Genomic DNA, 24,394 nt, shown 5'->3' with positions numbered 1-24,394 from the left:
TGTGGCAGCACCTGTTCTGGTTCTTCGGGCATCCAGAGGTGTACATCATCGCGCTGCCGTTCTTCGGCATCATCAGCGAGGTCATCCCGGTCTTCTCCCGCAAGCCGATGTTCGGCTACATGGGCCTGATCGGCGCCACCATCGCCATCGCCGGCCTGTCCGTGACCGTGTGGGCCCACCACATGTACGTCACCGGCGGCGTCCTCCTCCCGTTCTTCTCCTTCATGACGTTCCTCATCGCCGTCCCAACGGGCGTGAAGTTCTTCAACTGGATCGGAACCATGTGGAAGGGCAGTCTGTCCTTCGAGACACCGATGCTCTGGGCCACCGGCTTCCTCATCACCTTCACCTTCGGCGGCCTGACCGGGGTGATGCTGGCTTCACCTCCCATCGACTTCCACGTGTCCGACACGTATTTCGTCGTCGCCCACTTCCACTACGTCGTCTTCGGCACGGTGGTGTTCGCGATGTTCTCCGGCTTCCACTTCTGGTGGCCGAAGTTCACCGGCAAGATGCTCGACGAGCGCCTCGGCAAGATCACGTTCTGGACGCTGTTCACCGGCTTCCACGGCACCTTCCTCGTCCAGCACTGGCTCGGGCCGAACGGCATGGTCCGTCGCATCCCGGACTACCTCGCGGTCGAGGGCCTCACGGCGCTGAACACGATCTCGACGATCAGCTCGTTCCTGCTAGGTCTGTCCGTGCTCCCGTTCTTCTACAACGTGTGGAAGACCGCGAAGTACGGCAAGAAGGTCGAGGTCGACGACCCGTGGGGCTACGGCCGCTCCCTGGAGTGGGCCACGTCCTGCCCGCCCCCGCGTCACAACTTCGTCTCCCTCCCCCGTATCCGCAGCGAATCCCCGGCGTTCGACCTCCACCACGGCACCTTTTCCGTCGAGGAACGGGAGTTGACAGCGAGGTGACCGCCATGGACGACCGTGCCGTGCGCGCCGCAGCGATGATCAACGACGTCCAGGGCCATCTGCTCGTGGCGGCGACCCTCGACGAGGCACGAGAGGCCGCCGTACGCCTCACCGGCCGGCTGTCCTGGCTGACGGACAGTCAGCAGGCGGAGCTTGAGCGGCTGTTCGAGGAGGAGTACGTGTCCCTGGCGCGGGCGTCCTGGCAGCGCACAGCCCAGCGCGCCGGGGAGCTGCGGGCCGAGTACCAACAGGCCTACCGCGTACTGCGCCGACGACTTGTGGTGATCTGTCTGCTCGTGATCGCAGGAGGCCTGCCGACCGTCACAGCGGCCTGGGCCGACCGATGTTGAGGCCGGAGTGACCTCGTTGTCAAGGAACCGTGGACTGAACGGCAATGACACCAGGAGGTGTCGCGAAGATCCTTGACTCACGTCGTCCCACAGCGACATCGGGGCGCCGCGAACCGACAGATGTAGAGACAGAGAGACAAGGGGAGTCTTCGTGAATCGCATCATGTCCAGGCTGGGCATTCTCGCCGCAGCCGCCGTATGCAGTGTCCCGCTCCTGGCCGGGGTGGCTCCCGCCGCGTCCAACGACGGCGTCTGCGAGGCCTCGAACTCCGAGTTCTGTGTCTTCCGGCAGGCCGACTTCGACTGGGCTGCCGACTTCAAGGCCTCGGACACGCACTACGAGAACAACTACTACCCGCTCCACCCCAGTTACTCGGTGGACAACAGCGTGAGTTCGATCGCCAACTTCTACCCGTGTCGCGTGGTCGTCTACGAGAACCCGGCGCAGGGCGGGGACACCCTGGTCATCGGCACCGGCTACGGGTACTCCAATCTCACCAACGTCACGGGTGACCAGTACGGAGTCAACATGAACAACGAGATCGGCGGCCACTCCATCGCCTGCTAGCAGTTCGGTCCGACGAGTCCCGGCCCACGAGGACGGGCCGGGACTCCCGAATTCCGTGTTCTCCCTATTCGGTTCTCCCTATTCGGCGAGTGGGACATGAAGCACTGGAAAAGGAAGACAGCGTTGACGGCAGCGGCGCTGCTCGTACTGAGCGGCGGCGGCTACTACGCATTTTCCGAGGCCGACGAATCCACCGCGGCGGAGACGGCGGCGGCGGCGGTCGACCTGCGCCTGCCGCTGAGCGCCTACCGACTCGGCCTGCGCGATCAGTCCGACGCCAGTCGCGCCGAAGGCCTCCTGGTGGACGCCTGTATGAAGAAGGCCGGATTCACCTGGTACGCACCCGTGACGCCGCTCCCGCCCGACCCCCTGCGCCGCCGCTACGGCGTCATCGATTCCCAGGTCGCCGAGCGCTACGGCTACCACCCCCCACCCGATGGGTTCTCCGCGGACATCGCGCGCCGACGCCTTGAGATCCTCAAGGACTCCAAGGCCAACGCGGCCTACTACGGCCCTGAGAAGGCCCGGCAGCAGGGGTGTGCGGTGAGTTCTGCACAGGAACTCGCCCGCGGCGCCGGGAACCTCACGAACACACTGGCCGACCGCCTTTCCTGGCAGTCGCTGGAAGTCTCCGAGAAACACCCCGCCGTCGTGTCCGCCTTCCGGGCGTGGAAGAAGTGCATGCACACTCGGGGTCACGACTACGCGACGCCGGACGACGCCATGCTGGACAAGGCCTGGAAGCTGGAAAGCTCCGCCGCCGCCGGCACGAAGGAGCGCGCGGTGGCCGTCGCCGACGTCGAGTGCAAGGACGACGTCGGCCTGGTGAGGATCCGGGTGGCGGCCGAGACGGAGATCCAGCAGGACGTGATCGCCGCGAACGCCTCCGAACTGAAGTCGCTGGACAAGAGGCTCGACGTCTACCGGAAGAACGTACGGAGTGTGCTGGACCGCTTGGACTCCCCTTCCGGGACGTAGCGCACCGGAGCGGAGAGGTCAGCGGGCCAGGCGACGGTGATGGCTGGGCGGGTGCCCGTAGGCGGCCCGGAAGACCCTGGTGAAGGCGGAGGCGTGCGTGAAACCCCAGCGGCTCGCGATGCGGTGGACCGGCACGTCCCGCAGAGCCGGGTCGGCCAGGTCACGGCGTGCGCGTTCCAGACGCTGGCGACGTAAGTAGGAGGCGACCGTGTCGTCCTCGTCCCGGAAGAGGCGGTGCAGATACCCGGGCGAGATGTGGTGGGCGGCGGCGATGACGCCCGGGGTGAGACCCGGGTCGTGCAGACGCTGCCGGACGAAGGCCCGGACACTGAGGACCAGAGTCCGTCTTCGGGTCTCGGGCGGGAGTACGCCCTCCGCGTCGAGCTCGTGGGTGAGCAGCGCGGACACCAGGTCGACGACGACTGTCCCGAGCCGGGGACCGTCGGAGGGCCGGAAGCTGTCGGCATTCGCTGTCAACCGGGTCAGGAACTCGGCCAGCAGCGCGCCGATCCCCTCACGTCCGGACAGCCGTCTGCCCACGAGCTGCCCGAAGTCGGCCCGGGACAGCGGAAGCAGGTACTGGGGAACCTCGACACCGATCGCCGCGGTCACGGCACCGTCGGCGCGGGCCTCGCACGGTTGTGACGAGTCGTCGAGCAGGAATTCGAGGGAGCCGATGGTGGCCTGTCGGTCGCCCCGGGTCCCGTCCTCCGTCCGTCGTACCACCAGGCCTATGCGGTACGTCCCAGGATCGGACTGCTCGATCGGTCCGGGCGTGCGACGGACGACCGTCGGCCGGAACGTCGTCGGCCACACCGCCACGTCGCCCAGTTCCATCCGGTCGCGCCACCACTCGAACCGGTCCTCCGCGGGCGCGTCCTCCGTCGACAACACCGTCTCCGCCAGCATGGTCCCCCAACCACCCGTCGCCCTCGTCGGCCACCCGAGCACCGCGATCCCCAGGCATCACGGGCGACCGGGACATGCCAGCACAGCGCGGCGCTTCCACAAGCGGATCAGAGGGGAAGTCCCGGGGAACTCTCGGGAAATATCTCGCTCGCGACACCCGCGCATGGCTGCCGTGGTCCACCACTGTGGCGCCGGCACGACCGCCGCGGGTCTGCGCACCGGGGAACCGGCAGTGCCGGTGCCGATCCAGTTCGACGAGGGTTTCTGGGCGGCGCGGCTGGTGTCCCTGGGCGTGGCTCCCAGGCCGGTTCCGTTGCGGAGGCTGACGACGGACGCGCTGGCCTCGGCGCTGGTACGGGCGACCACCGACCCCGCGTACGGCGAACGGGCGCGCGCTCTCGCGGCCGGGATCGGCGCGGAGGACGGCGTGGGCCCCGTACTGGAGTCGCTGAACCGGCTGGCCCGCTGAACAGCGCGACGACCGCACGACCACGCCCCGGCGGAGGAAACCGGAAGAACGTCAGGAACCCCGAGTGCTCCCGGTGTTCCCGGGCACCGGAGGCACCCACCCCGCCGGGCGCAGGATGCCCAGCAGCATCCGCACCAGCTCGTCCACCACCTCGTCCAGCGTGGCGTTCACCCAGCCGGCGCTCCAGTCGTGCAGCAGGCCGTTGACACTGCCGATGAAGGCGGTCGCGGCGAGCTGGTAGTCGCGGGGCGCCGCCTCTCCCGCGGCTACGGCGGCCTCGGCCTCCGTGCAGATGAGGTTCACCCAGCGGGAGCGGCGGGCCAGGCGCTGTTCCTCCAGGCGGGCGCTGACGCCGATGATCTCGACGAAGGTGATGCGGATGCGGCGCGGGTCGGCGGTGACGTTGGCGGCGTAGGCGCGGAAGATCGCGGCGGCGCGTTCGGCGAGGGGCAGGTCCTCGGCGGCGGCCAGCGCGGTGAGCGCCGCCTCCTCGGCCCAGTCGTTGACCTGGAGGTGCAGGGCGGCCAGTACGTCTTCCAGGGTGCGGAACTCCTCGTAGAACTGGCGCGTCGACAGGCCGGCCGCCTCGCTGAGCGCGGCGACGGTCGTCGAGCGGTAGCCCGGGGTGTCGCCGAACAGCTGGAGTGCGGCGTCCAGGAATCGCCGACGCCGTGCGATCTGCCGCTCCTCGGCCGTTTTGCCTGCGTAACGGCCGGTCGGCGCCTTGAGCCTGCCCGCCAATGAACCCTCCTCCGTCGGTCCGGTGGCCAAGTTTGTCGTGTACGCACTCTTGTGGAGAAGGGCGCCCCCTCCTTACTTTCCAGTAAGTCCAATCTGAACGTGACCGTGTTCAGATTTTCTCTCACGCATGTCATGCACCCGCCACAGCCCATCGCCCACTCCCGGAGGGGAGAGCACGCATGTCCGCTTCCAGATCCAGGTACCTCTGTGCCATGGCCGCCGCCCTCGTCCTGACCGTCACCGCCCCCGCCGGCGCCGCCGTGTCGGCGACCGACGCCGAGGGCGCCACCGCCGCCGCGAGCCTGCGCGAGGTGATGTTCGTCGGCAACAACTGGGAAGGCACCGCGGACGTCATCAAGTCCACCGGCGACTTCGCCAAGATCGGCCGGATCAACGTCGTACCGGACAAGGAGGCACGGCTGGCCGCGATCAACGCGGACCCGATCAAGTGGATCTACTTCATGGCCATCCGCAACGGGGTCGGCGAGGGCCACGACCAGCTGGTCGACGACATGTACTCCACCCCGGACGGCAAGTCGATGGTGGTGTCCCGGCCGAGCTTCGCCGACGTCGTGTCGATCGACCTGGCCACCGGGGCGATCAACTGGCGCTTCCCCGTGTCGGGTTACCGCTCCGACCACATGGCGGTCTCCCCCGACGGAACGCGGGTCGCGGTCTCGGCCTCGATCTCCAACACCGTGCATGTGCTCAACATCAACACCGGTGCGCAGATCGGTTCGTTCAAGACCGGCGACAAGCCGCACGAGAACATCTTCACCAAGGACGGCAAGTACATCTGGAACATGTCCATCGGTGATGTCAACACCTCGCAGGACGCCCCCTGGCAGGACTTCACGAAGGGCGACCGGAAGATCACGGTCGTCGACGCGGCCACCTTCCAGCAGGTGAAGGTGATCGACATGCGGGACCGGCTCAACGCCATCGGCCTCACGGACTACTCGGACGCGGTCCGTCCGGCCGCCTTCTCACCGGACGAGACCAAGCTGTACTTCCAGGTCTCGTTCTTCAACGGCTTCTTCGAGTACGACATCGCCACCGACCGGATCACCCGGACGAAGACCCTGCCGAAGAACCCGGCGACCAGCGACGACCGCACCACCTTCGTCAACGACTCACGCCACCACGGCATCTCGATGAAGCCGGACGGCACCAAGCTGTGCGTCGCGGGCACGATGGACGACTACGCGACGGTCGTCGACCGTACGACGCTCCAGGAGGGCCCGCTCGTCACCGCCTCGAAGCCCTACTGGGCCACGGTGAGCGGTGACGGCAAGTCCTGCGTGATCTCCGAGAGCGGCGCCGACCAGATCACGGCCATCGACTTCGCCACCGGCCAGAAGACGGTGTCCGTCCCGGTCGGCGACCATCCTCAGCGAGTCCGCCTCGCCCATGTCGAGGCGGACTGGACAGGCCCGGCAACCAACTGACGACGCACACCCCGCGCCCCGAAAGGGGCGCGGGGAACTGCGCGACAAGCCCCCACCGGCCGGCGGCCGACGAACCAACCGCCTAACTGAACTCGGACGCAGCCCAAGAAGCCAACTCAGCCCGCGCAGCGCTCAGCAGGGTCGCCGAAGGAGCCGTAGCCCCATTGGTCACCAGGGCGTAATGCAGCACCCCCGAGTCCGCCGCGGTGAGCAGCAACCGCCGACTCCCCGTGCCACCAGGCTCCGTGCCCGCCGCGACAGGCGTCGTCGACGAGTAGGCCGGCGGCCCGTACACCGTCCCGAGGTCAGAGACCACCGTCGTCGTCGCGGTCGGGAAGGACGCCGGCAGATGAAGCTCGGTAGGTGCCGAGATCCCCTTCGAGCGCCACACCAGCACGCTGTACTGCCCCGAGCCCACCAGCGTGGACACGTTCGGCAGCGAACTCGGCACCGGGTTCCAGGTGAGGGTCGTGGAGCCGTCCCGCGAGCGGTCCTCGTAGGTGAAGGCGAGCGTCGTGCCCGCCGTGGCGCCCGGATAGACGCGGTCCAGCATCCGGGCGTCCTGCCGCAGCACCGCCGTACCGGAGTCGTCGAGACGGACGGCGGACAGGTCCTCGTCGTTCCAGGCGTCGCCGGTGGTGAGCACCTTGTCGGGGTTGTCGTTCATCAGCTCGTTGTGGCGGCCGTTGTAGATGTCCCACTGCCATTGGCTGCCGGAGAGCACCGGCCCCGATCCGCTCGCGCCGGACCACCAACTCGCGCCCTTCACCCGGGAGTCGAGGGCCTGGTACATCGCCTTGTAGACCGTGGGCGCCTTGCCGGAGACCGAGCCGGCCAGCGGGTGGCCGAACTCGCTGATGATCCCGGTCGTCCCGAGGGCGGCGGCCCGGTCGCGGACCGTGCCGAAGTCGGTGACGTACTGGCCGTCCTCGGCGTTGCCCCACATGAAGACGCCGGAGATCGCCTTCTGGTCGTAGAAGTGCGTGTTGAAGACGTAGCGCGTGCCGATGGCTCCCGCGTCGAGGAGTCCGCCCTCCTGCTTCTGGAAGTCGATGTTGGCGTTCCAGAAGAGGTTCGGCTCGACGAAGGCGGGCTTGTCCTGCCAGCCCGCCGTGTCCATCCGAGCGCGGAACTTGACGTAGAAGGGCCAGAGGACGTCCTTCTCCCACGTCCTACTGGTCTGCCCCGAGTCGAGGGTCCCGAAGTGCGGCTCGTTGTACGGGTCGAAGCCGACGACACCCGTGAACTGGGCGCTGGTGAGGTTGGCCTTGAGGTACGTCATCGTCTTCTGCGCGGTGAGGAGGAACGAGTCCTGGACGCCGTTGGTGTTGTGCCAGAAGTCGTAAGTCGCCTCCGTCACCGCCGCGTTGGAGGTGATGTTCTGTCCCCAGAAGGGGCAGATCCCGCAGTACTCGTCCGGGTAGTCACCGAGGTCGACGGCCCACTTCGGGGCGCCGTCGCCGGTGTACCAGCTGTCCGAGTCGAAGAGCCAGCGGGAGTAGAGGTCCTGGTGGAAGTCGGGGTAGACGCGGATGCCCGCGTCCAGGAAGGCACCCATCTGGGCGGTGGCGGCGGCCAGATAGCTGCTGCTCACCGTGCCACGTACGGGCTCCGCGTACGCCCACGAGAGCAGGAAGCGGACACTGTTGCCGCCACCGAGCGCTCGCAGCGCGGTCGCGGACTTCTTGGCGTCGGCGACCGAGGCGAAGGGCAGTCCGTTGTTCTCCTTGAGCTTCGTCTCGCCGGAGACGTTGTAACCGCGGAGCACGACCTCGCGGCCCAGAGCGTCGGTGAACCGACCGTTCTGGACGGTGAGGGTGGTAGACGTAGGGGTGTCGAACCAGAGGGTGTCGGCCCGGGCGGGCTGGGAGCCGACGGTGGTCAGGAAACCCGTGACCAGGACCAGTACGCCGAGCAGATGCACGCGCAACTTCGACATGTCCATTACAGTCCCGCGCGCATCAGTGGTCGTCAATACCAAGTGACTGTTGAGTAATCTTCAGCTTTTGGCACCGATGGGTAATGATCAAGTCACATGGGCGACAAAAGGAGCGGATCGTGCGTGACATCCTCCCGGCCCTCGGGCGCTGGTACGCGGCGGGCGAACCGTTCGGTCTCGCCACCGTCGTCTCGGTCAGCCGCAGCACGCCCCGCGATCCCGGGGCCGCGATGGCGGTCGGACCCGGTGACGAGGTAGTGGGCAGTGTGTCCGGGGGGTGTGTGGAGGGCGAGGTGTTCGAGCTGGCCCAGGAGGTGGTGGCGGACGGCGAGGCGCGACTCGCGACCTTCGGCTACAGCGACGAGGACGCCTTCGCGGTGGGGCTGACCTGCGGCGGCGAGATCACTGTGCTGGTGCGGCCCGTGACGCCCGCTCTCGATCCGTCCTTCGCGTCGGTCGCGGAGGCCGTGGCGGCGGGCCGGCCGGTGACCGTGGCCACCGTGACCGACGGTCCGGCGGCACGCGGCGCCACACTCACCGTGTGGCCGGACGAGGTGTCCGGCACTCTCGGCGCGACCGGCCTCGACGTGGCCGTCACCGCCGACGCGCGCGGTGAACTCGCCCTGGGGGCAACGGGGTTGCGGCACTACGGGCCCAACGGGGAGCGGCGCGAGGACGCCGTCACCGTGTTCCTGCACTCCTTCGCGCCCCCGCCCCGCATGCTCGTCTTCGGCGCCATCGACTACGCCGCCGCCGTGGCCCGCATCGGCGCCTTCCTCGGCTACCGGGTCACCGTCTGCGACGCCCGCCCGGTCTTCGCCACCCCGAAGCGCTTCCCCGAGGGAGTCGAGGTGGTCGTCGACTGGCCGCACCGCTATCTGCGCGGCACGGACACCGACGAGCGCACGGTGATCTGCGTGCTGACCCACGACCCGAAGTTCGACGTACCGCTGCTAGAGGAGGCGCTGCGCCGGCCCGCCGCGTACATCGGGGCGATGGGCAGCCGCCGCACCCACGACGACCGCCGGACCCGGCTGACGGAGGCCGGCCTCACCGGGCCCGAGCTGTCCCGGCTGCGCTCCCCCATCGGGCTGGACCTCGGCGCGCGTACGCCCGAGGAGGTCGCGGTGTCCGTGGCGGCCGAGATCGTCGCGCTGCGGTGGGGCGGCAGCGGGGTGGCACTGACGGCGACGGCCGGCGCGATCCATCCGCCGAAGGCGGGTTAGCTAGCTCTGGCGGGGCGGGAGCCGGTGCAGGTCCACGTCGGTGAGGCGGCCGTCGTCCGTGACCGTCGCCGTCATGTACGTGCAGTGGGGCTGGCGGCGCCGGTCGGTCGGTGAGCCGGGGTTCAGCAGCCGGAGGCCGGTGTCCGTCGTGGTGTCCCACGGGATGTGGCTGTGGCCGAACACGAGGACGTCGAGGTCGGGAAAGCGGGTGGTGCAGCGGGCCTCTCGGCCCTGTGCGGGGCCGGTCTCGTGGACGACGCCCAGGCGGAGGCCGCCGAGGTCGGCGTAGGCCACCTCGGGGAGTCTGGCGCGTAGGTCGGGGCCGTCGTTGTTGCCGTAGACGCCGATCAGGCGGCGTGAGCGGGCCTCTAGGAGATCGAGGGTGGGTGTGTCGACCCAGTCGCCGGCGTGGATCACTACGTCCGTGTGCGGGAGTTCGGTAAGAAGTTGCGCCGGTAGGTGCTTGGCGCGTTTGGGGAGGTGGGTGTCGGAAAGCAGCAGGAGGCGCACGTTGGTGAGCGTAGGCGCTGCGTAGGGGGTGCCGCGATTTGCCGTTTTGCGGGTGCGGCGCCGTCGTGGCTTGTCGCGCAGTTCCCCGCGCCCCTTCGGGCGCGGAGGTCGCGCCCGGTTAGTATCAGGCATCCCGGACCGTGCCGTTGCGGAAACGGGGAGTAAAGCCAAAAGGGGGCTTCCAGCCGCATGCCGGTCAAGGTCAGCGTCATCGTTCCGGTGTACAACCCGGGACCGTACATCGAGGACTGCGTCGCGTCGCTGCTGCGGCAGTCGCTGCCCGCCGACGAGTACGAAGTGATCTTCGTCGACGACGGTTCCACCGACGAGACCCCGGCCCGGCTGGACCAGCTCGCCGCGGAGGAACCGCGTATCCAGGTCATCCACCAGGAGAACTCGGGCTGGTCGGGCAAGCCGCGCAACGTCGGTATCGAGGCCTCGCAGGGCGAGTTCGTGATGTTCGTCGACAACGACGACTACCTCGGCGACGAGGCCCTCGAGCGGATGTACGACTACGGCGTGGCCAACGGTGCCGATGTCATCGTCGGCAAGATGGCCGGCAAGGGCCGCCCGGTGCCGGTGGAGTTGTTCCGGCACAACCATCCGAAGGCCAGTGTCGAGAACGCCCCACTCATCGACAGTCTCACCCCGCACAAGATGGTCCGGCGGGCCTTTCTCGACCGCATCGGTCTGCGTTTCCCCGAGGGCCGGCGGCGGCTCGAAGACCATGTCTTCGTCACCGAGGCGTATCTGCGCGCGGACAACGTCTCCGTGCTCAGCGACTACGTCTGCTACTACCACGTCAAGCGCGACGACGCCTCGAACGCGGGGTTCCAGCGCTTCGACCCCGTGGGGTATTTCCGGAATCTGCGCGAGGCCCTCGATGTCGTCGAGCGGTACACCGAGCCGGGTGCCGTGCGCGACCGGCTCTTCCGGCGCTGGCTGCGCAACGAGATGGTCGAGCGGATGCGCAGCAACCGCCTCCTCAAGCTGCCCGAGGACTACCGCAAGGAGATGTTCGACGAGATCCGCGGGGTCGTCGTCGAGCGCTTCGGGCCAGGTGTCGCGAACGGTATGCAGGAGGCGCAGCGGATCGTCGCGGCGCTGATCGCCGCCGACCGGCTGGACGACGTGATCGCGTTCGCCGAGTGGGAGGCGTCCCTGGCCCCCTCGGCCACCCCGCAGAGTGTGGAGTGGCGGGACGGTGTTCTGCACGTCGGCTTCACCGCCGAGTTCACCTCCCACGGCAAGCCGATGACGTTCCCCGCCGAGGACGACAGCGACGGCGCCGACCTGGACGGCACGCCCACCGACGCCGACGACGCGATCGCCCGTGTGGCGGCCTCCACGGTCGCCCGGTTCGGGAGCGCGACGGCGGACTTCCTGGTGCGTGAGCGGTCCACGGCCGCCCAGTTCTTCCAGCCGGTGGAGCTGACCCGCGAGACCCTCCCGGCCGGCGACAACGACGATCAGGTGCGGCTGGTGCTGCGCGGTACGGCCACCGTCGACCCCGGTACGGCCGCGGGCGGTGTCGCGCTCGGCGGCGGTCTGTTCGACGTGTTCGTCCGGATCAAGCTGGGCGGCTGGACCCGTGAGTGCCGTCTCGGCCCGGTCAAACTGGACCCCCGTCCGGTGCCCCCGGCCGGTGTGGTCGCCGGTCGCGTGGTCCTGCCGTACTGGACCGCCAAGCAGGCCACCCTGTCCCTGGACGTCGACCGCGCCGTCAAGGGCGTCGGTCTGGGCCGGCTGAAGCCGGACGATGTCACCGTCACGGGTGACCGGCTGCGTGTCGCGTTGCCGCTGCATGTGCCCGGCGACACCAAGGCGCTGCTGCGCCTGACCTCGGCGACCGCCGCCGAGCCCGTGGACGTGGAGGGCACGCTGTCCGGTGCCTTCTTCGAGGCGACACTGCCCGGCAGCGCGCTGGCCGACGGGACCTGGAAGCCCGCGCTGTGCCTCGCCCCCGAGGCCGACGAGCCGCGCTTCCTGGCGATGTCCGTCAGCCTCGCCGCCAGGTCCGGCCGCGTCCAGGTCGTACGGCCGGTCAAGCCGGCCGGGCCGAGCACCGGCCAGAAGGTGGTCCGCAAGGTGCGGCGCACCCTCGGGAAGATCGCCCGCAAGGCCGGGCTGCGACGCGGAAACGGAGCCTGACACCATGCGCGCACTGGACATCGAAGGCGCCTGGGTACTGGAGCCGAAGATCTTCCCGGACGACCGGGGCAGCTTCCACGAGTGGTACCGGGGCGAGGAGTTCCGCGAGGCCACCGGCTACGACCTCTCCCTCGCCCAGGCGAACTGCTCGGTCTCGCGCCGGGGCGTCGTGCGCGGCGTGCACTTCTCGGACGTACCGCCGAGCCAGGCCAAGTACGTGACGTGCGTGCGCGGCGCGGTCCTGGACGTCGTGGTGGACATCCGGGTCGGCTCGCCCACCTACGGGCAGTGGGAGGCCGTACGCCTCGACGACGACACCCGGCACGCCGTGTTCCTCGCTGAGGGGCTCGGGCACGCCTTCATGGCGCTCACCGACGACGCCACCGTGGTCTACCTGTGCTCGACCGGGTACGCGCCGGGCCGTGAGCACGGCGTGCATCCGCTCGACCCGGCACTGGGCATCGCCTGGCCCGAGGGCATCGAGCCGGTGCTGTCCGAGAAGGACGCCGAGGCGCCCACGCTGGCGGAGGCCGAGCGGGACGGGCTGCTGCCGTCGTACGCGGACTGCGCGGCCTACTACGCGGGCCTGCGCGACAAGCAGTAACCAACCCATACGAAATCCCGGGGCCCGGCAGCTGATGAGCTGCCGGGCCCCGGGCTTTGTTCAGTCTGGCGTCAGCGGCTGGTGCTCAACGGCTCCAGGCTGCGGCGCAGCTGCTCCAAACCCTTGCCGCGCTTGGTGCCACGGTTGCGGGACCGGACGAGCGGGGCCCAGAAGGCGGCCTCGACCAGGGTCTCCGGCTTGACGGCCGGCGTGCGCTCCAGGACGCTCTCGGGGACCTTCTGCGGGTCCGCGACCTCGAACTCCGCGATGATCTCGTCGTACTTGTCCGAGAGCACGGTGTTGTCGGGGTCGGCGCCGAAGACGATGAGCTGTCCGGTGGGCGCCGTGTCGACGAGGACCGTGACCAGGTCGGGGCGGTACCGGGCGAGGATCTCGATCAGCTTGTAGACGTCGCCGGTCCAGGCGTTGGTGTGCCGGTCGCGGGCCGCCTCGTCGACGCTGCGCGGCAGCATGTCGTCGAGGACGATGACGCTCGCCCAGTCCGAGTGCTTCTCGACGTTGATGAAGTCGCGCAGCGCGTACTCGAACAGGTGCATGCCGTCGATGAACGACAGGTCGAGCGTGGTGCGCTGCCAGTAGCCGAACGGGCTGCGGTTGCGGGCCAGGTTGCGCAGCGGGTGCCGGCCGCCCGTGAGGTGGGCGAGGGGGTTCTGCCGGGCGAAGAAGTCGTCGCTGGTGGCCTTGGCGAGATGGACGTCGCAGCGGATCTCGGAGACCACCTTGAACGCGGGGTCGATCGCGATGCTGGGTACCCGGGACAGGGTCAGGCTTCGGCCGTCGTTGACGCCGATCTCCAGGTAGTTCCTGTTCGCGCTGACCTTGTGGAGCTCCCGGAGGAACTCATGGCGTTTCACTAGGAAATCTCCTTGCGGATGTGTGGCAGTGCTTCGTGCAGGGCGGTACGCCAGTCACGGAGGGGTCCGAGACCGGTCTGCTGCCAGCGGCCGTGGCCGAGGGCGCTGTATGCGGGCCTGGGTGCGGGCCGGACGAAGGCCGCGCTGGTGGTGGGGCGCACCCGGTCCGGGTCGGCGTCGATGAGGCGGAACACCTCACGCGCCAGCTCGAACCAGGTGACCTCGCCGGAGTTGGTGGCGTGGAGAATACCGTTCGTCCCGGGTCCGATCAGGGGCCCGAGGTCGGCGATCCGTACGGCGACGTCCGCGCTCCAAGTGGGTTGGCCGCGTTGGTCGTCGACGACGTCGAGGGTGTCCCGACGCGCCTCCAGGTCGATCATCGTACGCACGAAGTTGCCGCCGTGGGCACCGTACAGCCAAGCCGTGCGCAGGACGACGCTCGCGTCGGGCAGCGTGGCCAGGACGGCCTGCTCACCGGCGAGTTTGGTGCGGCCGTACGCCGTGCGCGGGGCCGGGGTGTGGTCCTCGGGGTACGGGGCGCTGCGGGCCTCGCCGTCGAAGACGTAGTCCGTGGAGACGTGGATCAGCCGGGCGCCGTGCTCGGCGCAGGCCTGGGCGAGCAGCCGCGGGCCGACGCCGTTGATGTGGAACGCGGTGTCCTCGTCCGTCTCTGCGTCGTCGACGGCGGTGTAGGCGGCGCAGTTGACGACCAGGTCGGGCCGGTGCTCGGTGAAGACGCGGCGCACGTCGTCGGGGTCGGTGATGTCCAGGGCGGCGCGGGCGAGGCCCACGACGTCCTCACCGCGCCGGAGGAGTTCCTCGACGGTGTCGAGGCCGAGCATGCCGGCGGCGCCGGTGACCAGCCACTTCATCCCTTGACCTGCTTCGCGGCGGCGCCGACGCGCTGCTTGAGGGGCTCCCACCAGTCGCGGTTGTCGCGGTACCAGGCGACGGTGGCGGCGAGGCCGGCGGCGAAGTCGTGGCGCGGGGTGTAGCCCAGCTCGTCGTGCAGCTTGCTCCAGTCGACGGAGTAGCGCAGGTCGTGGCCCTTGCGGTCCTCGACGTACTCCACGCTGTCCCAGTCGGCCCCGCAGGCCTCCAGGAGCAGCCCGGTGAGTTCCTTGTTGCTCAGTTCCGTGCCGCCGCCGATGTTGTAGACCTCGCCGGGCCGGCCGCCGGTGCGGACCAGGTCGATGCCCTGGCAGTGGTCGTCGACGTGCAGCCAGTCGCGGACGTTGAGGCCCTCGCCGTACAGCGGGACCTTCCTGCCGTCGAGGAGGTTGGTGACGAAGAGCGGGATGACCTTCTCGGGGAACTGGTGCGGCCCGTAGTTGTTGGAGCAGCGGGTGACACGGACGTCCAGGCCGTGGGTGCGGTGGTAGGCGAGGGCGAGCAGGTCGGAGGAGGCCTTCGACGCCGAGTAGGGCGAGTTGGGGGCCAGCGGGTGGTCCTCCGGCCAGGAGCCGGTCTCGATCGAGCCGTACACCTCGTCCGTGGAGACGTGCACGAAGGGGCCGACGCCGTAGCGCAGGGCCGCGTCAAGCAGCACCTGGGTGCCCACCACGTTGGTGCGGACGAAGTCGGCGGCGCCGTCGATCGAGCGGTCCACATGGGACTCGGCGGCGAAGTGGACCACCTGGTCGGCCTCGGCCATCAGCTTGTCGACCAGTTCGGCGTCACAGATGTCGCCCTGGACGAACTTCAGCCGGGGGTGACCGGTCGGCAGGTTCTCCAGGGTGCCCGCGTACGTGAGCTTGTCCAGCACCGTGATCCGGGGCGCGTCAGGAGCGTCGGACGCGAGGAGGTTGCGGACGTACATGGAGCCGATGAATCCGGCGGCGCCGGTGACGAGGAGGTTCATGAATGGATCTGCACCTTGCTGTGGTCTCCGAGGACGAGTCGGTGGGCGCTGGGAACACTGGGGGCCGGGGTCACCTCGACATGCCGGCCGATGAGCGAGGACTCGATACGGCCCACCCCGGCGATGGACGAGTCGCGCAGCACGATGGAGAACTCCAGCTCGCTGTCGGTGATCCGGCAGTTCTCCGCGAGGGAGGTGAACGGTCCGACGTAGGAGTCGCTGACGACGGTTCCGGCGCCGATGACGACGGGTCCGACGATGCGGGAGCGGGTGATGCTCGCGCCCTCCTCGATCACCACACGCCCTATGGTCTCGGACGCGTCGTCCACGTCGCCGTCGATCCGCCGCTCCAGGCCCTCCAGGACCATGCGGTTGACCTCCAGCATGTCGGTGACGTTCCCCGTGTCCTTCCAGTAGCCCTTGATGAGCGTGGATCGTACGTCGGACCGGGTGTCGATGAGGTGCTGGATGGCGTGGGTGATCTCCAACTCGCCGCGCCAGGACGGGCGGATGGCGCGTACGGCGTCGTGGATCGCGGGGGTGAAGAGGTACACGCCGACGAGCGCGAGGTCGCTCTTGGGGTGCTCCGGCTTCTCCTCCAGGCCGATCACCTGGCCGTCCGCGTCGAGTTCGGCGACGCCGAAGGAGCGCGGGTCGGGGACCTGGGTGAGCAGGATCTGGGCGTCCGGACGCAGTCCGCGGAACTCGTCGACGAGGGCGCTGATGCCGCCGACGATGAAGTTGTCGCCGAGGTACATGACGAAGTCGTCGTCACCGAGGAAGTCCCGCGCGATGAGCACCGCGTGGGCGAGGCCCAGGGGCTTCTCCTGCGGGATGTAGGTGACCTTCAGACCGAACTTCGATCCGTCGCCGACCGCTTCCTCGATCTCGGCCGCGGTGTCGCCGACGATCATGCCGACCTCGGTGATGCCCGCGTCGGCGAGGGATTCCAGGCCGTAGAACAGCACGGGTTTGTTGGCCACGGGCACGAGCTGCTTCGCCGAGGTATGGGTGATCGGCCGAAGCCGTGTGCCGGCGCCGCCGGAGAGCACGAGAGCCTTCATCCGTTCACCCTAGCTTCGATTTCCCGGTACGTAATATCCGGTGCCTCTGGGTGACCGGCACGGGTGCATGTCCGGTGCCTCCGGGTGACGGGCGCGGGTGCCCGTCAGGGCTCCAGCACGATCTCGCTCCACACCTGTTTGCCGCCGCTGACCGGGACGGTTCCCCAGGCCGCCGACATGGCCTCGACCAGGAGCATGCCCCGGCCGCCGGTGGCCTCCCAGCCGAGGTTCGTGGGTCTGATGGGGGTGCGGGGCGAGTTGTCGGCGACGGCTACACGCAGCCGGCCGTTGAAGAGGGTGAGGTCGAGACGGACCTGGCCGTCGGTGTGCACGAGGGCGTTGGTGACCAGTTCGGAGACGACGAGGAGCACGGTGTCCATGTTCTCCTGGATGTGCTCCTGGGCCCCCGCCTCGCCGGACACGCTCCAGGTACGCAGGGTGCGCTTGCTGAAGCGGCGGGCGTGCCGGACCGCCTCGGGCACCCGCCACACGGTCCAGCTCTCGCGCAGCGGGCGCTTCTCCATGCCGTCGTAGCGCAGCAGGAGCAGGGCCACGTCGTCGTTGCGGTTGGCGCCCGCGAGCAGGGCGTCGGCGACCAGGCCGAGGTGGGCGGGATCTGCGGCGGCGAGGTCGGCCGCGAGGGCGTTGAGGCCGTCCTCGACGTCGGTCTCCGCGGACTCGACGAGGCCGTCGGTGGTGAGGGCGATCAGGGTGCCGGGCTGGAGGCGCAGCATGCTCATCGGGAAGTCGGCCCGGGGCAGCACACCGAGCGGGGGGCCCACGTCGGACTCGACGACCTCGGTGGTGCCGTCGGGGTGGCGGACGACCGGGGGGAGGTGTCCGGCGCGGACGTACCAGGCGGTGCCCTCCTCCATGTCGACCTCGACGTAGCAGCAGGTGGCGAAGAGGTCGGTCTCCATGTCGGCGAGGAGCCGGTTGGAGTGGGAGACGACGACGTCGGGCGGGTGGCCCTCGACGGCGTACGCGCGCAGGGCGGTGCGCATCTGGCCCATGAGGGTGGCGGCGCTCGCGTTGTGGCCCTGGACGTCGCCGATGACGAGGGCGACGTGGTTGTCGGGGAGCGGGATCACGTCGTACCAGTCGCCGCCGACCTCCAGGCCCTCGGTGGTCGGCAGGTAGCGGGCCTCGGCGACGCCGCCGGGCAGTTTGGGCAGGCGGCGGGGCAGCAGGGAGCGCTGGAGCATGCCGACGAGTTCGTGTTCGGCGTCGAAGGCGTGGGCGCGGGTCAGGGCCTGGCCGGCGAGGCCCGCGGCGGCGGTGAGCAGGGCGCGTTCGTCGGTGCCGAACTCGTGCGGGCTGTCCCAGCCGATCAGGCAGAGGCCTGCCATCCGGCCGCCGGCGGGCAGCGGCAGTACGGCGAGACCGCCGGGGCCGACGCCGTCGAGCGCGGGCTCCATCTCGGTACCGGCGGGCCAGATGGCGGCGCGGCCCTCGCGCAGGGCGGCGGCCAGTGTGGGCATGGAACGGACGGGGGACTCGGGCCACTCGGAGCGCCATTCGAGCCGCCACGACTCGGGCCAGGCCTCGGGTTCGGGCGGGTCGAGGACGGTGACGACGAGCCGGTCGTTCTCCAGTTCGGCGAGGGCGATCCGGTCGGCGCGCAGTGGTTCGCGCAGCGCGGTGACGACGGCCTGGCTGACGTCGCGGACGGTCCCGGCGGTGGCCAGGGCGGCGGCGAGGCGCTGGACGCGGGCCACATCGGTGACGCCGGAGCGCAGGGTGGAGGCGTCGCCGACGGTGCCCACGAGCCGGGCGGGGCGGCCCTCCCCGCCGGTCACGAGCCGTCCGCGCAGCCTGAGCCATCTGGGCGGGCCGGCGGGCTGGAGCACCCGGAACTCCAGCTCGCGGTCGCCGATGGACATGTGGTCGGCCTCGACGACGGACATCAGGGAGGGCAGGTCCTCGGGCACGGTCAGGCCGAGCAGGGTCTCGACCTTGCCGTCGAAGTCGGTCCGGTCGAGCGCGAACAGTTCGAGGAGTTCGTCGCCGACCTCGACCCGGCCGGTGTCCATGGCGAGGCTGAAGGCGTTGGCCGGGAGTTCGCCCTGGTCTCCTGCTGCGATCGGTGCGGGCCAGGCGACGGCGTCGGCGAGCAGGGCGAGACAGTCCCGGGCGTCGTCGTCGAAGCCGCCGGGACTCTCCGTCACGGCGAGCAGACAGCCGCCGTCACCGACGGCCGCCCCCGCGCGGACGGGCAGGGCGGCCAGGTGGACGTCGGCGGTCGGCATCCGCCGGGACTCGGCGCAGTCGGCGAGTTCGCCGGGCCCGAGCCATACCGGCCGGCCGGTGCGATGAGCCTCGGCGGCGGGCGATCCACCGGCCACCGCGTAGCTGTCGCGCAGGCCGTACAGCGTGCGGGGCACACCGGCGGACTCGACGAGACACAGCAGATCACCGCCATCACCAGGGGTGTACACGGCGGCGGTGACCACATCCGCGAAGACGAGCGCCTGTTCGAGGACGCGGCGCAGGTACTCCCGGGGGTCGAGGTCGGCGGGGAGCGTCTTGAGGGCAAGTTCGGCACGCAGCGTTCTCGTGCCGCGTCTCGCGTCCTCACTGACCACGTCGTCATTACAGCGCGTATGGGGCTCCGGCGCAGCCCCTGTGCCGTTCCGACGGCACCGGTCGGCCCAGTCGGCGCCCATGACCGCACCTATGCGTTCCGCACGGTGGCCTCATGACAGCCGTGACTGTCGGCGCCCGCCCCCGGGCTGGAAGGCTCGGTGCCAGCCATCGAGGAGGTGGGCATGGACCAGCGGTACGAGGTGTACGCACTGGCCGACCGGCACTTCTACGAGACGCCCGACCGGCTGTCCGCACCGGGCAAGATCGCTCCCCTGTTCGAGACGGCGCGCCGTGCGGTGCCGGAGGGGTGGCGCGCTGGACGGATCGGCGACTGGCTGGCCCTGACACCGCTCGGCCCGGACGGCGACCCGCTGCCGGGACCCACGCAGGGCTGGAAGGTGCACGCGTCGGCCACCCGGACGAACGCGGAGCGGATCGCCGGGGCGGTGTGGGACTACTGCGTGCCGCGCGGCATCCCGTTCAAGTTCCTGCCGGGTCCCCAGCTGCTCCATCTGCGGAACACCAAGTACGCGGGCCGGGACGGCAGCGGGAAGTTCGTGACCGTCTATCCGGCGGACGAGGACACGCTGCACCTGGTGCTGACCGAGCTGGGCGCACTGCTGGAGGGCTGCGAGGGCCCGTACATCCTCACCGATCTGCGCTGGCGGGAGGGTCCGCTGTACGTCCGCTACGGGGCTTTCGCACGCTCTTTCGTCGTCGACGAGCGCGGCTCGCTGGTGCCCGCGGTCCGGGACGGCGAGGGGCGGCTGGTGCCGGACCGGCGCGCGCCCTCCTTCCAGGTCCCGGAGTGGGTGCGGCTGCCCGCGTTCCTGGAGGAGCAGCTCGCGGCCCGCAACGCGACGACGGTCGCCGACCTGCCGTACCGCATCGAGAAGGCGCTGCACTTCTCCAACGGCGGCGGGGTGTACGTGGGCACCGACACGCGCGACGGGCGCCGGGTCGTTCTCAAGGAGGGGCGTCCGCACGCGGGGCTGGCGGCCGACGGCGCGGACGCGATCACCCGGCTGGAGCGGGAACGTGCCGCGCTGGAGCGGGTGTCCGGGCTCGGGACGGTGCCTCGGGTGCGGGACTGGTTCACGCTCGGTGACCATCGCTTCCTCGTCATGGACTTCATCGAGGGACGCCCGCTCAACGCCTTCTTCGCCGAGCGGCACCCCCTGCTCACCCACGACCCGGATCCGGGGGCGGTGGCCGACTACACGCGGTGGGCGCTGCGCATCCATCGCGCGGTCGAGGAAGTCGTCGAGGCGGTGCACGCGCGCGGGATCGTCTTCAACGACCTGCACATCTTCAACATCATGGTGGCGCCCGACGAGGAATCGGTGTCCCTGGTCGACTTCGAGGCGGCGGCACCGTCCGAGGAGCGCGGCCGCCAGGTCGTCGCCCACCCAGGGTTCTTCGCCCCGCCCGACCGCAGGGGCGAGGACGTCGACCGGTACGCGCTGGCGTGTCTGCGGCTCGCGCTCTTCCTGCCCCTGACCACCCTGTTCGTGGTGGACCGCGGCAAGGCGGCCCACCTGGCCGAGGTGATCGCCGGCCAGTTCCCGGACGTACCGCGGGAGTTCCTGGACGAGGCGGTCGCCGAGATCACCCGTGAGGTGTCCGCGCGGGAGCCCGGCCGCTCCGTGTCCGCGCCGCCCGTCAATCCTGTAGAGCCCGGCGACTGGCCGTACAGCCGGAACTCGATGGTGAAGGCGATCCTCGCCTCCGCCACCCCCGACCGCGACGACCGGCTCTTCCCCGGCGACATCACCCAGTTCTCCGACGGCGGCGGCCTCGGGCTCGCACACGGCGCGGCCGGAGTGCTGTACGCGCTGTCCCAGGCGGGCGCCGAGCGCTACGAGGAGGGCGAACGCTGGCTGCTGGCCCACACCGACCCGGTGCCGGTGGGCACGCCGCTCGGTCTGTACGACGGTCTCGCGGGCGTCGCCCATGTGCTCGACCTGCTCGGCCACCGCGGGCGTGCGCTGGACCTGATCGAGGTCGTCCTCGGGGAGAAGTGGCACAAGCTCTCCTCGGACCTGCGGGGCGGCCTCGCCGGGCTGGGCCTGGTCCTGGGCCGGCTGGCGCTGACGACCGGGGAGAAGGCACTGGCCGAACGGGCCCAGGACGTCACGGACATCCTGGTGAGCCGGCTGGCCGAGCCGCTCCCGGATCCGCCGAAGAGGCGCGCGGGGCTGTTACGGGGCGCGAGCGGGCCCGCGCTGCTGTTCCTCCGGCAGTACGAGGTGACGGGCGACCCCGCGCTGCTCGACGCGGCCGGCACGGCGCTGCGCCGGGACCTGGACTGCTGCGTCGTACAGCGAGGCGGTGGCCTGGAGGTCGACGAGGGGTGGCGGACCATGCCGTACCTCGCGGAGGGCAGCGTGGGGATCGGGCTGGTCCTCGACGACTACCTGGCGCTCGGTGCGTCCGAGGAGCGCCCCGGGCCGCACACCGACGACGGGTACGAGGACTTCGAGCGGGCCCGGGCCGGGATCCTGACGTCCGCCGCCTCACGCTTCTACGCTCAGCCCGGACTGTTCCAGGGCCGGGCCGGCATGATCCTGCACCTCGCCCGTACCGACGCCCCCGAGGCCCGGCTGCGGGAACAGATCGCGGGGCTCGGCTGGTACGCGATGCCGTACCAGGGCCAACTGGCCTTCCCCGGGAACCAGATGATGCGCCTCTCCATGGACCTGGGCACCGGGACCGCGGGATGTCTGCTCGCGCTCGGCGCGGCCCTCGACGACACGGCCCCCGCCGCTCTGCCCTTCCTCCCGCCGCCACGGCGGCCCCATGACGCGGCTCCGCACCCGGAGTCGTGACGCGACACCCGTCCCCACCGGAACCCGGACCGCCGGGTTCACCGGGATCACCCGAAAGGATCCGACATGGCACTGCTCGACCTTCAGACGATGGAGTCCGACGACCACTCCGCCACCGGCGCCAACAGCACCCTGAGCCTGCTGTCCTGCGTGAGCGCGGCCAGCGTCACCCTCTGTCTCTGAGCACCTCAGGCAGGGACGCCGGGCGGTCACTCCACCTGTGGAGGGCCGCCCGGCGGTCCGTCACCCCCGACGGAGGGTCCGCCCGCATGACGACAGCCACCCACGACCGGCCTGCCGCGCCCGAGGACACCGCCTCGCCGCTGCGCGCGACCGTGCGCCGCACCGGGGCACGCACTGCGGCCCTGTTCCTGGTGGCCACGGCCTCGACCGGACTGAGCCTCGCCCTGCCCCTGGTCCTGGGGCGGGCCCTCGACCTGCTGCTGGCCCGCCCGGACGGTTCCGGGGCCATGCGCTGGGTCCTGTGGTGCGCCGGTCTCGTCCTGCTGCTCGCCGTGCTCGACGCCGTCGAGACCGTGCTGGGCGCGGCCACGACCGCCCGCGCGACGGCGTGGCTGCGGTATCGGCTGACCCGGCATCTGCTCGCTGTGGGGCCACGGGCCGGGGAGCGCTTCGGGTCCGGCGAACTGGTGACCCGGCTGGTCGGCAACGCCGCGCAGGCCGGGACCGCGCCCGCCGCCCTCGCCGCGCTGCTGGCCGCGCTCGCCGGTCCGGTCGGGGCGGTGGTGGCGCTCGGCCTGCTCGACCCGTGGCTGGCCGCGGTGTTCCTCGCCGGGGCGCCGGGGCTGTTCCTCCTGCTGCGGGCCTTCACCCAGGACTCGTCACGGTGTGCGGCCGACTACCAGGACGCCCAGGGGCGGATCGCGAGCGGGCTCGCGGAGGCGATCGGCGGGTCCCGCACCATCGCCGCGTGCGGGACGGCGGACCGCGAGGTGGCCAGGGTCCTGCGACCCCTGCCCGGACTCGCCGCGGCGGGCCGCCGGATGTGGCACGTCCAGGGACGTGCGGCGGCCCGGGCGGTCGCCCTGGCCCCCTTGCTGCAGTTGGGGGTGGTGGCCGTGGCGGGCGTCCTGCTGGTCCGCGACCGGCTGACGGTGGGCGAGATGCTCGCCGCCTCGCGGTACGCCGTCCTGGCGGCCGGTGTCGGTGTCCTGGTCGGGCAGTTGTCGGGGCTGGTCAGAGCCCGGGCGTCGGCCCGGCGCCTCGGCGAGCTGCTGGCCGAGCCGGCACCGGCGTACGGGAGCCGCCTGCTGCCGCCGGGGCAGGGGCGGCTGGAGCTGCGCGGAGTCACCGCCCGGCGCGGCGGACGTACCCTCCTGGACCGCGTCGACCTGGTCGTGCCCGGCGGCAGCACGCTCGCCGTGGTCGGCCGCTCCGGCGCCGGCAAGTCCCTCCTCGCGGCCCTCGCCGGGCGCCTGGCCGATCCCGACGACGGCACCGTGCTCCTAGACGGCGTGCCGCTGCCCGAACTGACCCACGACGAGCTGCGCCGTGCGATCGGCTGTGCCTTCGAACGCCCCGCCCTGCTGGGTGACACCGTCGCGGACACGATCGGCTTCGGCGCCCGGACCGCGTCACCCGGCCGGATCGAGGCCGGCGCCGCCGCCGCCCGCGCCGACACCTTCGTGCGCCGGCTGCCCGACAGCTACGCCACGCCCTGTCGGGCCGCGCCCCTCTCCGGGGGCGAGCGGCAGCGCCTCGGTCTCGCCCGGGCGCTGGCCCGCGACAGCAGGCTGCTCGTCCTCGACGACGCGCTGTCCAGCCTCGACACGGTCACCGAACACCAGGTCACCGAGGCCCTGCTGAGCCACTCCCCCGGCAGCACCCGTGTGCTCGTCGCCCACAGGGTGTCCACCGCGGCCCGCGCTGATGCGGTGGCCTGGCTGGACGGGGGGCGGGTGCGGGCGGTGGGGACGCACGCGGAACTGTGGCGGGAGAAGGGCTACCGGGAGGTGTTCGCCGATGCCGGGGGGTGAGGACGCCCGGCGACGCCTGCCCGACGTCGGTAAGGGCATCAGGCCGGGCGACGCCCTGGGCGACAGCGCCCCACCGCGGACGATCGGCGCCCTCGGCGGCCGACCGCACGGTCCCCTGCCGGGGGGTGAGGATTCCCGGCGACCCCTGTCCGACATCGGTCCCGGCATCCGGCCGGGCGGCACCCCGGGCAACAGCGCCCCACCGCGGACCATCGGCGCCCTCGGCGGCCCACCGCACGGTCCCCTGCCGGGGGGTGAGGACGCCCGGCGACCCCAGCCCGACATCGGTCCCGGCATCCGGCCGGGCGGCGCCCCGGGCGACAGCGCCCCACCGCGGACGATCGGCGCGCCCGGCGGCCGACCGCAC

20 protein-coding genes and 2 pseudogenes are annotated in these 24,394 nt (G+C 70.7%); 13 read left to right on the top strand and 9 right to left on the bottom strand.

The window, feature by feature from the left end:
* From ACWCRB_RS39205 to ACWCRB_RS39190, 4 genes are all read left to right on the top strand, one after another.
* Nucleotides 1–923: cytochrome c oxidase subunit I (locus ACWCRB_RS39205; RefSeq protein ID WP_451000620.1), on the top strand; the 923-nt coding region annotated here is incomplete at its 5' end.
* Nucleotides 924–928: 5 nt separating this feature from the next.
* The gene (locus ACWCRB_RS39200; protein ID WP_451000619.1) at nucleotides 929–1,273 is read left to right on the top strand and encodes a hypothetical protein; all 345 of its coding nucleotides are present in this window, start codon (nucleotides 929–931) and stop codon (nucleotides 1,271–1,273) included.
* A gap of 151 nt (nucleotides 1,274–1,424) precedes the next feature.
* Entirely contained in the window at nucleotides 1,425–1,841 is a 417-nt protein-coding gene (locus ACWCRB_RS39195) for a hypothetical protein (protein ID WP_451000618.1), read from the top strand.
* Nucleotides 1,842–1,964: 123 nt separating this feature from the next.
* On the top strand, nucleotides 1,965–2,819 hold the full coding sequence (locus ACWCRB_RS39190; RefSeq protein ID WP_451000617.1) for a hypothetical protein: 855 nt from the start codon (nucleotides 1,965–1,967) through the stop codon (nucleotides 2,817–2,819).
* An 18-nt stretch (nucleotides 2,820–2,837) separates the two neighbouring features.
* On the opposite strand, the gene ACWCRB_RS39185 is transcribed toward ACWCRB_RS39190, so the two are convergent.
* On the bottom strand, nucleotides 2,838–3,728 hold the full coding sequence (locus ACWCRB_RS39185) for a helix-turn-helix domain-containing protein (protein WP_451000616.1): 891 nt from the start codon (nucleotides 3,726–3,728) through the stop codon (nucleotides 2,838–2,840).
* A 157-nt stretch (nucleotides 3,729–3,885) separates the two neighbouring features.
* Between ACWCRB_RS39185 and ACWCRB_RS39180 the strand changes: the two are divergent.
* A pseudogene (locus tag ACWCRB_RS39180) lies at nucleotides 3,886–4,197 on the top strand (glycosyltransferase); the annotation flags it as partial.
* Nucleotides 4,198–4,248: 51 nt separating this feature from the next.
* Here the strand turns inward: ACWCRB_RS39180 and ACWCRB_RS39175 are convergent.
* Nucleotides 4,249–4,938 carry a TetR/AcrR family transcriptional regulator gene (locus ACWCRB_RS39175; protein WP_451000622.1) on the bottom strand — a complete coding sequence of 230 codons (690 nt, stop codon included), beginning with the start codon at nucleotides 4,936–4,938 and terminating at the stop codon, nucleotides 4,249–4,251.
* Between the two features lie 179 nt (nucleotides 4,939–5,117).
* Here ACWCRB_RS39175 and ACWCRB_RS39170 point away from each other — a divergent pair, with 179 nt between their 5' ends.
* Nucleotides 5,118–6,386 carry a YncE family protein gene (locus ACWCRB_RS39170; RefSeq protein ID WP_451000615.1) on the top strand — a complete coding sequence of 423 codons (1,269 nt, stop codon included), beginning with the start codon at nucleotides 5,118–5,120 and terminating at the stop codon, nucleotides 6,384–6,386.
* 82 nt (nucleotides 6,387–6,468) lie between these two features.
* On the opposite strand, the gene ACWCRB_RS39165 is transcribed toward ACWCRB_RS39170, so the two are convergent.
* Nucleotides 6,469–8,331, bottom strand: a complete 1,863-nt coding sequence (locus ACWCRB_RS39165) for an endoglycosylceramidase (protein WP_451000614.1) — start codon at nucleotides 8,329–8,331, stop codon at nucleotides 6,469–6,471.
* 113 nt (nucleotides 8,332–8,444) lie between these two features.
* On the opposite strand from ACWCRB_RS39165, the gene ACWCRB_RS39160 reads away from it, so the two are divergent.
* Nucleotides 8,445–9,551, top strand: a complete 1,107-nt coding sequence (locus ACWCRB_RS39160; RefSeq protein WP_451000613.1) for an XdhC family protein — start codon at nucleotides 8,445–8,447, stop codon at nucleotides 9,549–9,551.
* On the opposite strand, the gene ACWCRB_RS39155 is transcribed toward ACWCRB_RS39160, so the two are convergent.
* Nucleotides 9,552–10,061 carry a metallophosphoesterase family protein gene (locus ACWCRB_RS39155; RefSeq protein WP_451000612.1) on the bottom strand — a complete coding sequence of 170 codons (510 nt, stop codon included), beginning with the start codon at nucleotides 10,059–10,061 and terminating at the stop codon, nucleotides 9,552–9,554.
* 189 nt (nucleotides 10,062–10,250) lie between these two features.
* Here ACWCRB_RS39155 and ACWCRB_RS39150 point away from each other — a divergent pair, with 189 nt between their 5' ends.
* Entirely contained in the window at nucleotides 10,251–12,212 is a 1,962-nt protein-coding gene (locus ACWCRB_RS39150) for a glycosyltransferase family 2 protein (RefSeq protein WP_451000611.1), read from the top strand.
* A gap of 4 nt (nucleotides 12,213–12,216) precedes the next feature.
* Complete coding sequence (rfbC, locus tag ACWCRB_RS39145; protein WP_451000610.1) at nucleotides 12,217–12,816, top strand: dTDP-4-dehydrorhamnose 3,5-epimerase; 600 nt, start codon at nucleotides 12,217–12,219, stop codon at nucleotides 12,814–12,816.
* A gap of 71 nt (nucleotides 12,817–12,887) precedes the next feature.
* Here the strand turns inward: rfbC and ACWCRB_RS39140 are convergent, their stop codons facing one another.
* The 5 genes from ACWCRB_RS39140 to ACWCRB_RS39120 form a co-directional block, all read right to left on the bottom strand.
* The gene (locus tag ACWCRB_RS39140; RefSeq protein ID WP_451000609.1) at nucleotides 12,888–13,691 is read right to left on the bottom strand and encodes a class I SAM-dependent methyltransferase; all 804 of its coding nucleotides are present in this window, start codon (nucleotides 13,689–13,691) and stop codon (nucleotides 12,888–12,890) included.
* The gene (rfbD, locus tag ACWCRB_RS39135) at nucleotides 13,691–14,563 is read right to left on the bottom strand and encodes a dTDP-4-dehydrorhamnose reductase (protein WP_451000608.1); all 873 of its coding nucleotides are present in this window, start codon (nucleotides 14,561–14,563) and stop codon (nucleotides 13,691–13,693) included. Before rfbD ends, ACWCRB_RS39140 begins: the two co-directional genes overlap by 1 nt.
* Nucleotides 14,560–15,552: a dTDP-glucose 4,6-dehydratase gene (gene rfbB, locus ACWCRB_RS39130; protein WP_451000607.1), complete on the bottom strand. Its 993-nt coding sequence runs from the start codon at nucleotides 15,550–15,552 to the stop codon at nucleotides 14,560–14,562. Before rfbB ends, rfbD begins: the two co-directional genes overlap by 4 nt.
* Complete coding sequence (locus ACWCRB_RS39125; RefSeq protein ID WP_451000606.1) at nucleotides 15,549–16,616, bottom strand: glucose-1-phosphate thymidylyltransferase; 1,068 nt, start codon at nucleotides 16,614–16,616, stop codon at nucleotides 15,549–15,551. Before ACWCRB_RS39125 ends, rfbB begins: the two co-directional genes overlap by 4 nt.
* A 104-nt stretch (nucleotides 16,617–16,720) precedes the next feature.
* Nucleotides 16,721–19,201, bottom strand: coding sequence for a SpoIIE family protein phosphatase (locus ACWCRB_RS39120; RefSeq protein ID WP_451000605.1), 2,481 nt, complete (start codon nucleotides 19,199–19,201; stop codon nucleotides 16,721–16,723).
* Nucleotides 19,202–19,384: 183 nt separating this feature from the next.
* Here ACWCRB_RS39120 and lanKC point away from each other — a divergent pair, with 183 nt between their 5' ends.
* The 4 genes and pseudogenes from lanKC to ACWCRB_RS39100 all read left to right on the top strand — a co-directional run.
* Nucleotides 19,385–22,030 carry a class III lanthionine synthetase LanKC gene (gene lanKC, locus ACWCRB_RS39115; RefSeq protein WP_451000621.1) on the top strand — a complete coding sequence of 882 codons (2,646 nt, stop codon included), beginning with the start codon at nucleotides 19,385–19,387 and terminating at the stop codon, nucleotides 22,028–22,030.
* Nucleotides 22,031–22,096: 66 nt separating this feature from the next.
* Nucleotides 22,097–22,213, top strand: a complete 117-nt coding sequence (locus ACWCRB_RS39110) for a SapB/AmfS family lanthipeptide (protein ID WP_235472772.1) — start codon at nucleotides 22,097–22,099, stop codon at nucleotides 22,211–22,213.
* 86 nt (nucleotides 22,214–22,299) lie between these two features.
* Nucleotides 22,300–24,027, top strand: coding sequence for an ABC transporter ATP-binding protein (locus ACWCRB_RS39105; RefSeq protein WP_451000604.1), 1,728 nt, complete (start codon nucleotides 22,300–22,302; stop codon nucleotides 24,025–24,027).
* Nucleotides 24,014–24,394: pseudogene (locus ACWCRB_RS39100) on the top strand (hypothetical protein); the annotation flags it as partial. The gene ACWCRB_RS39105 and the pseudogene ACWCRB_RS39100, both read left to right, overlap by 14 nt.

This window comes from Streptomyces sp. NPDC002156 (assembly GCF_053593675.1).
This window is presented reverse-complemented; position numbering and strand designations above follow the sequence as displayed.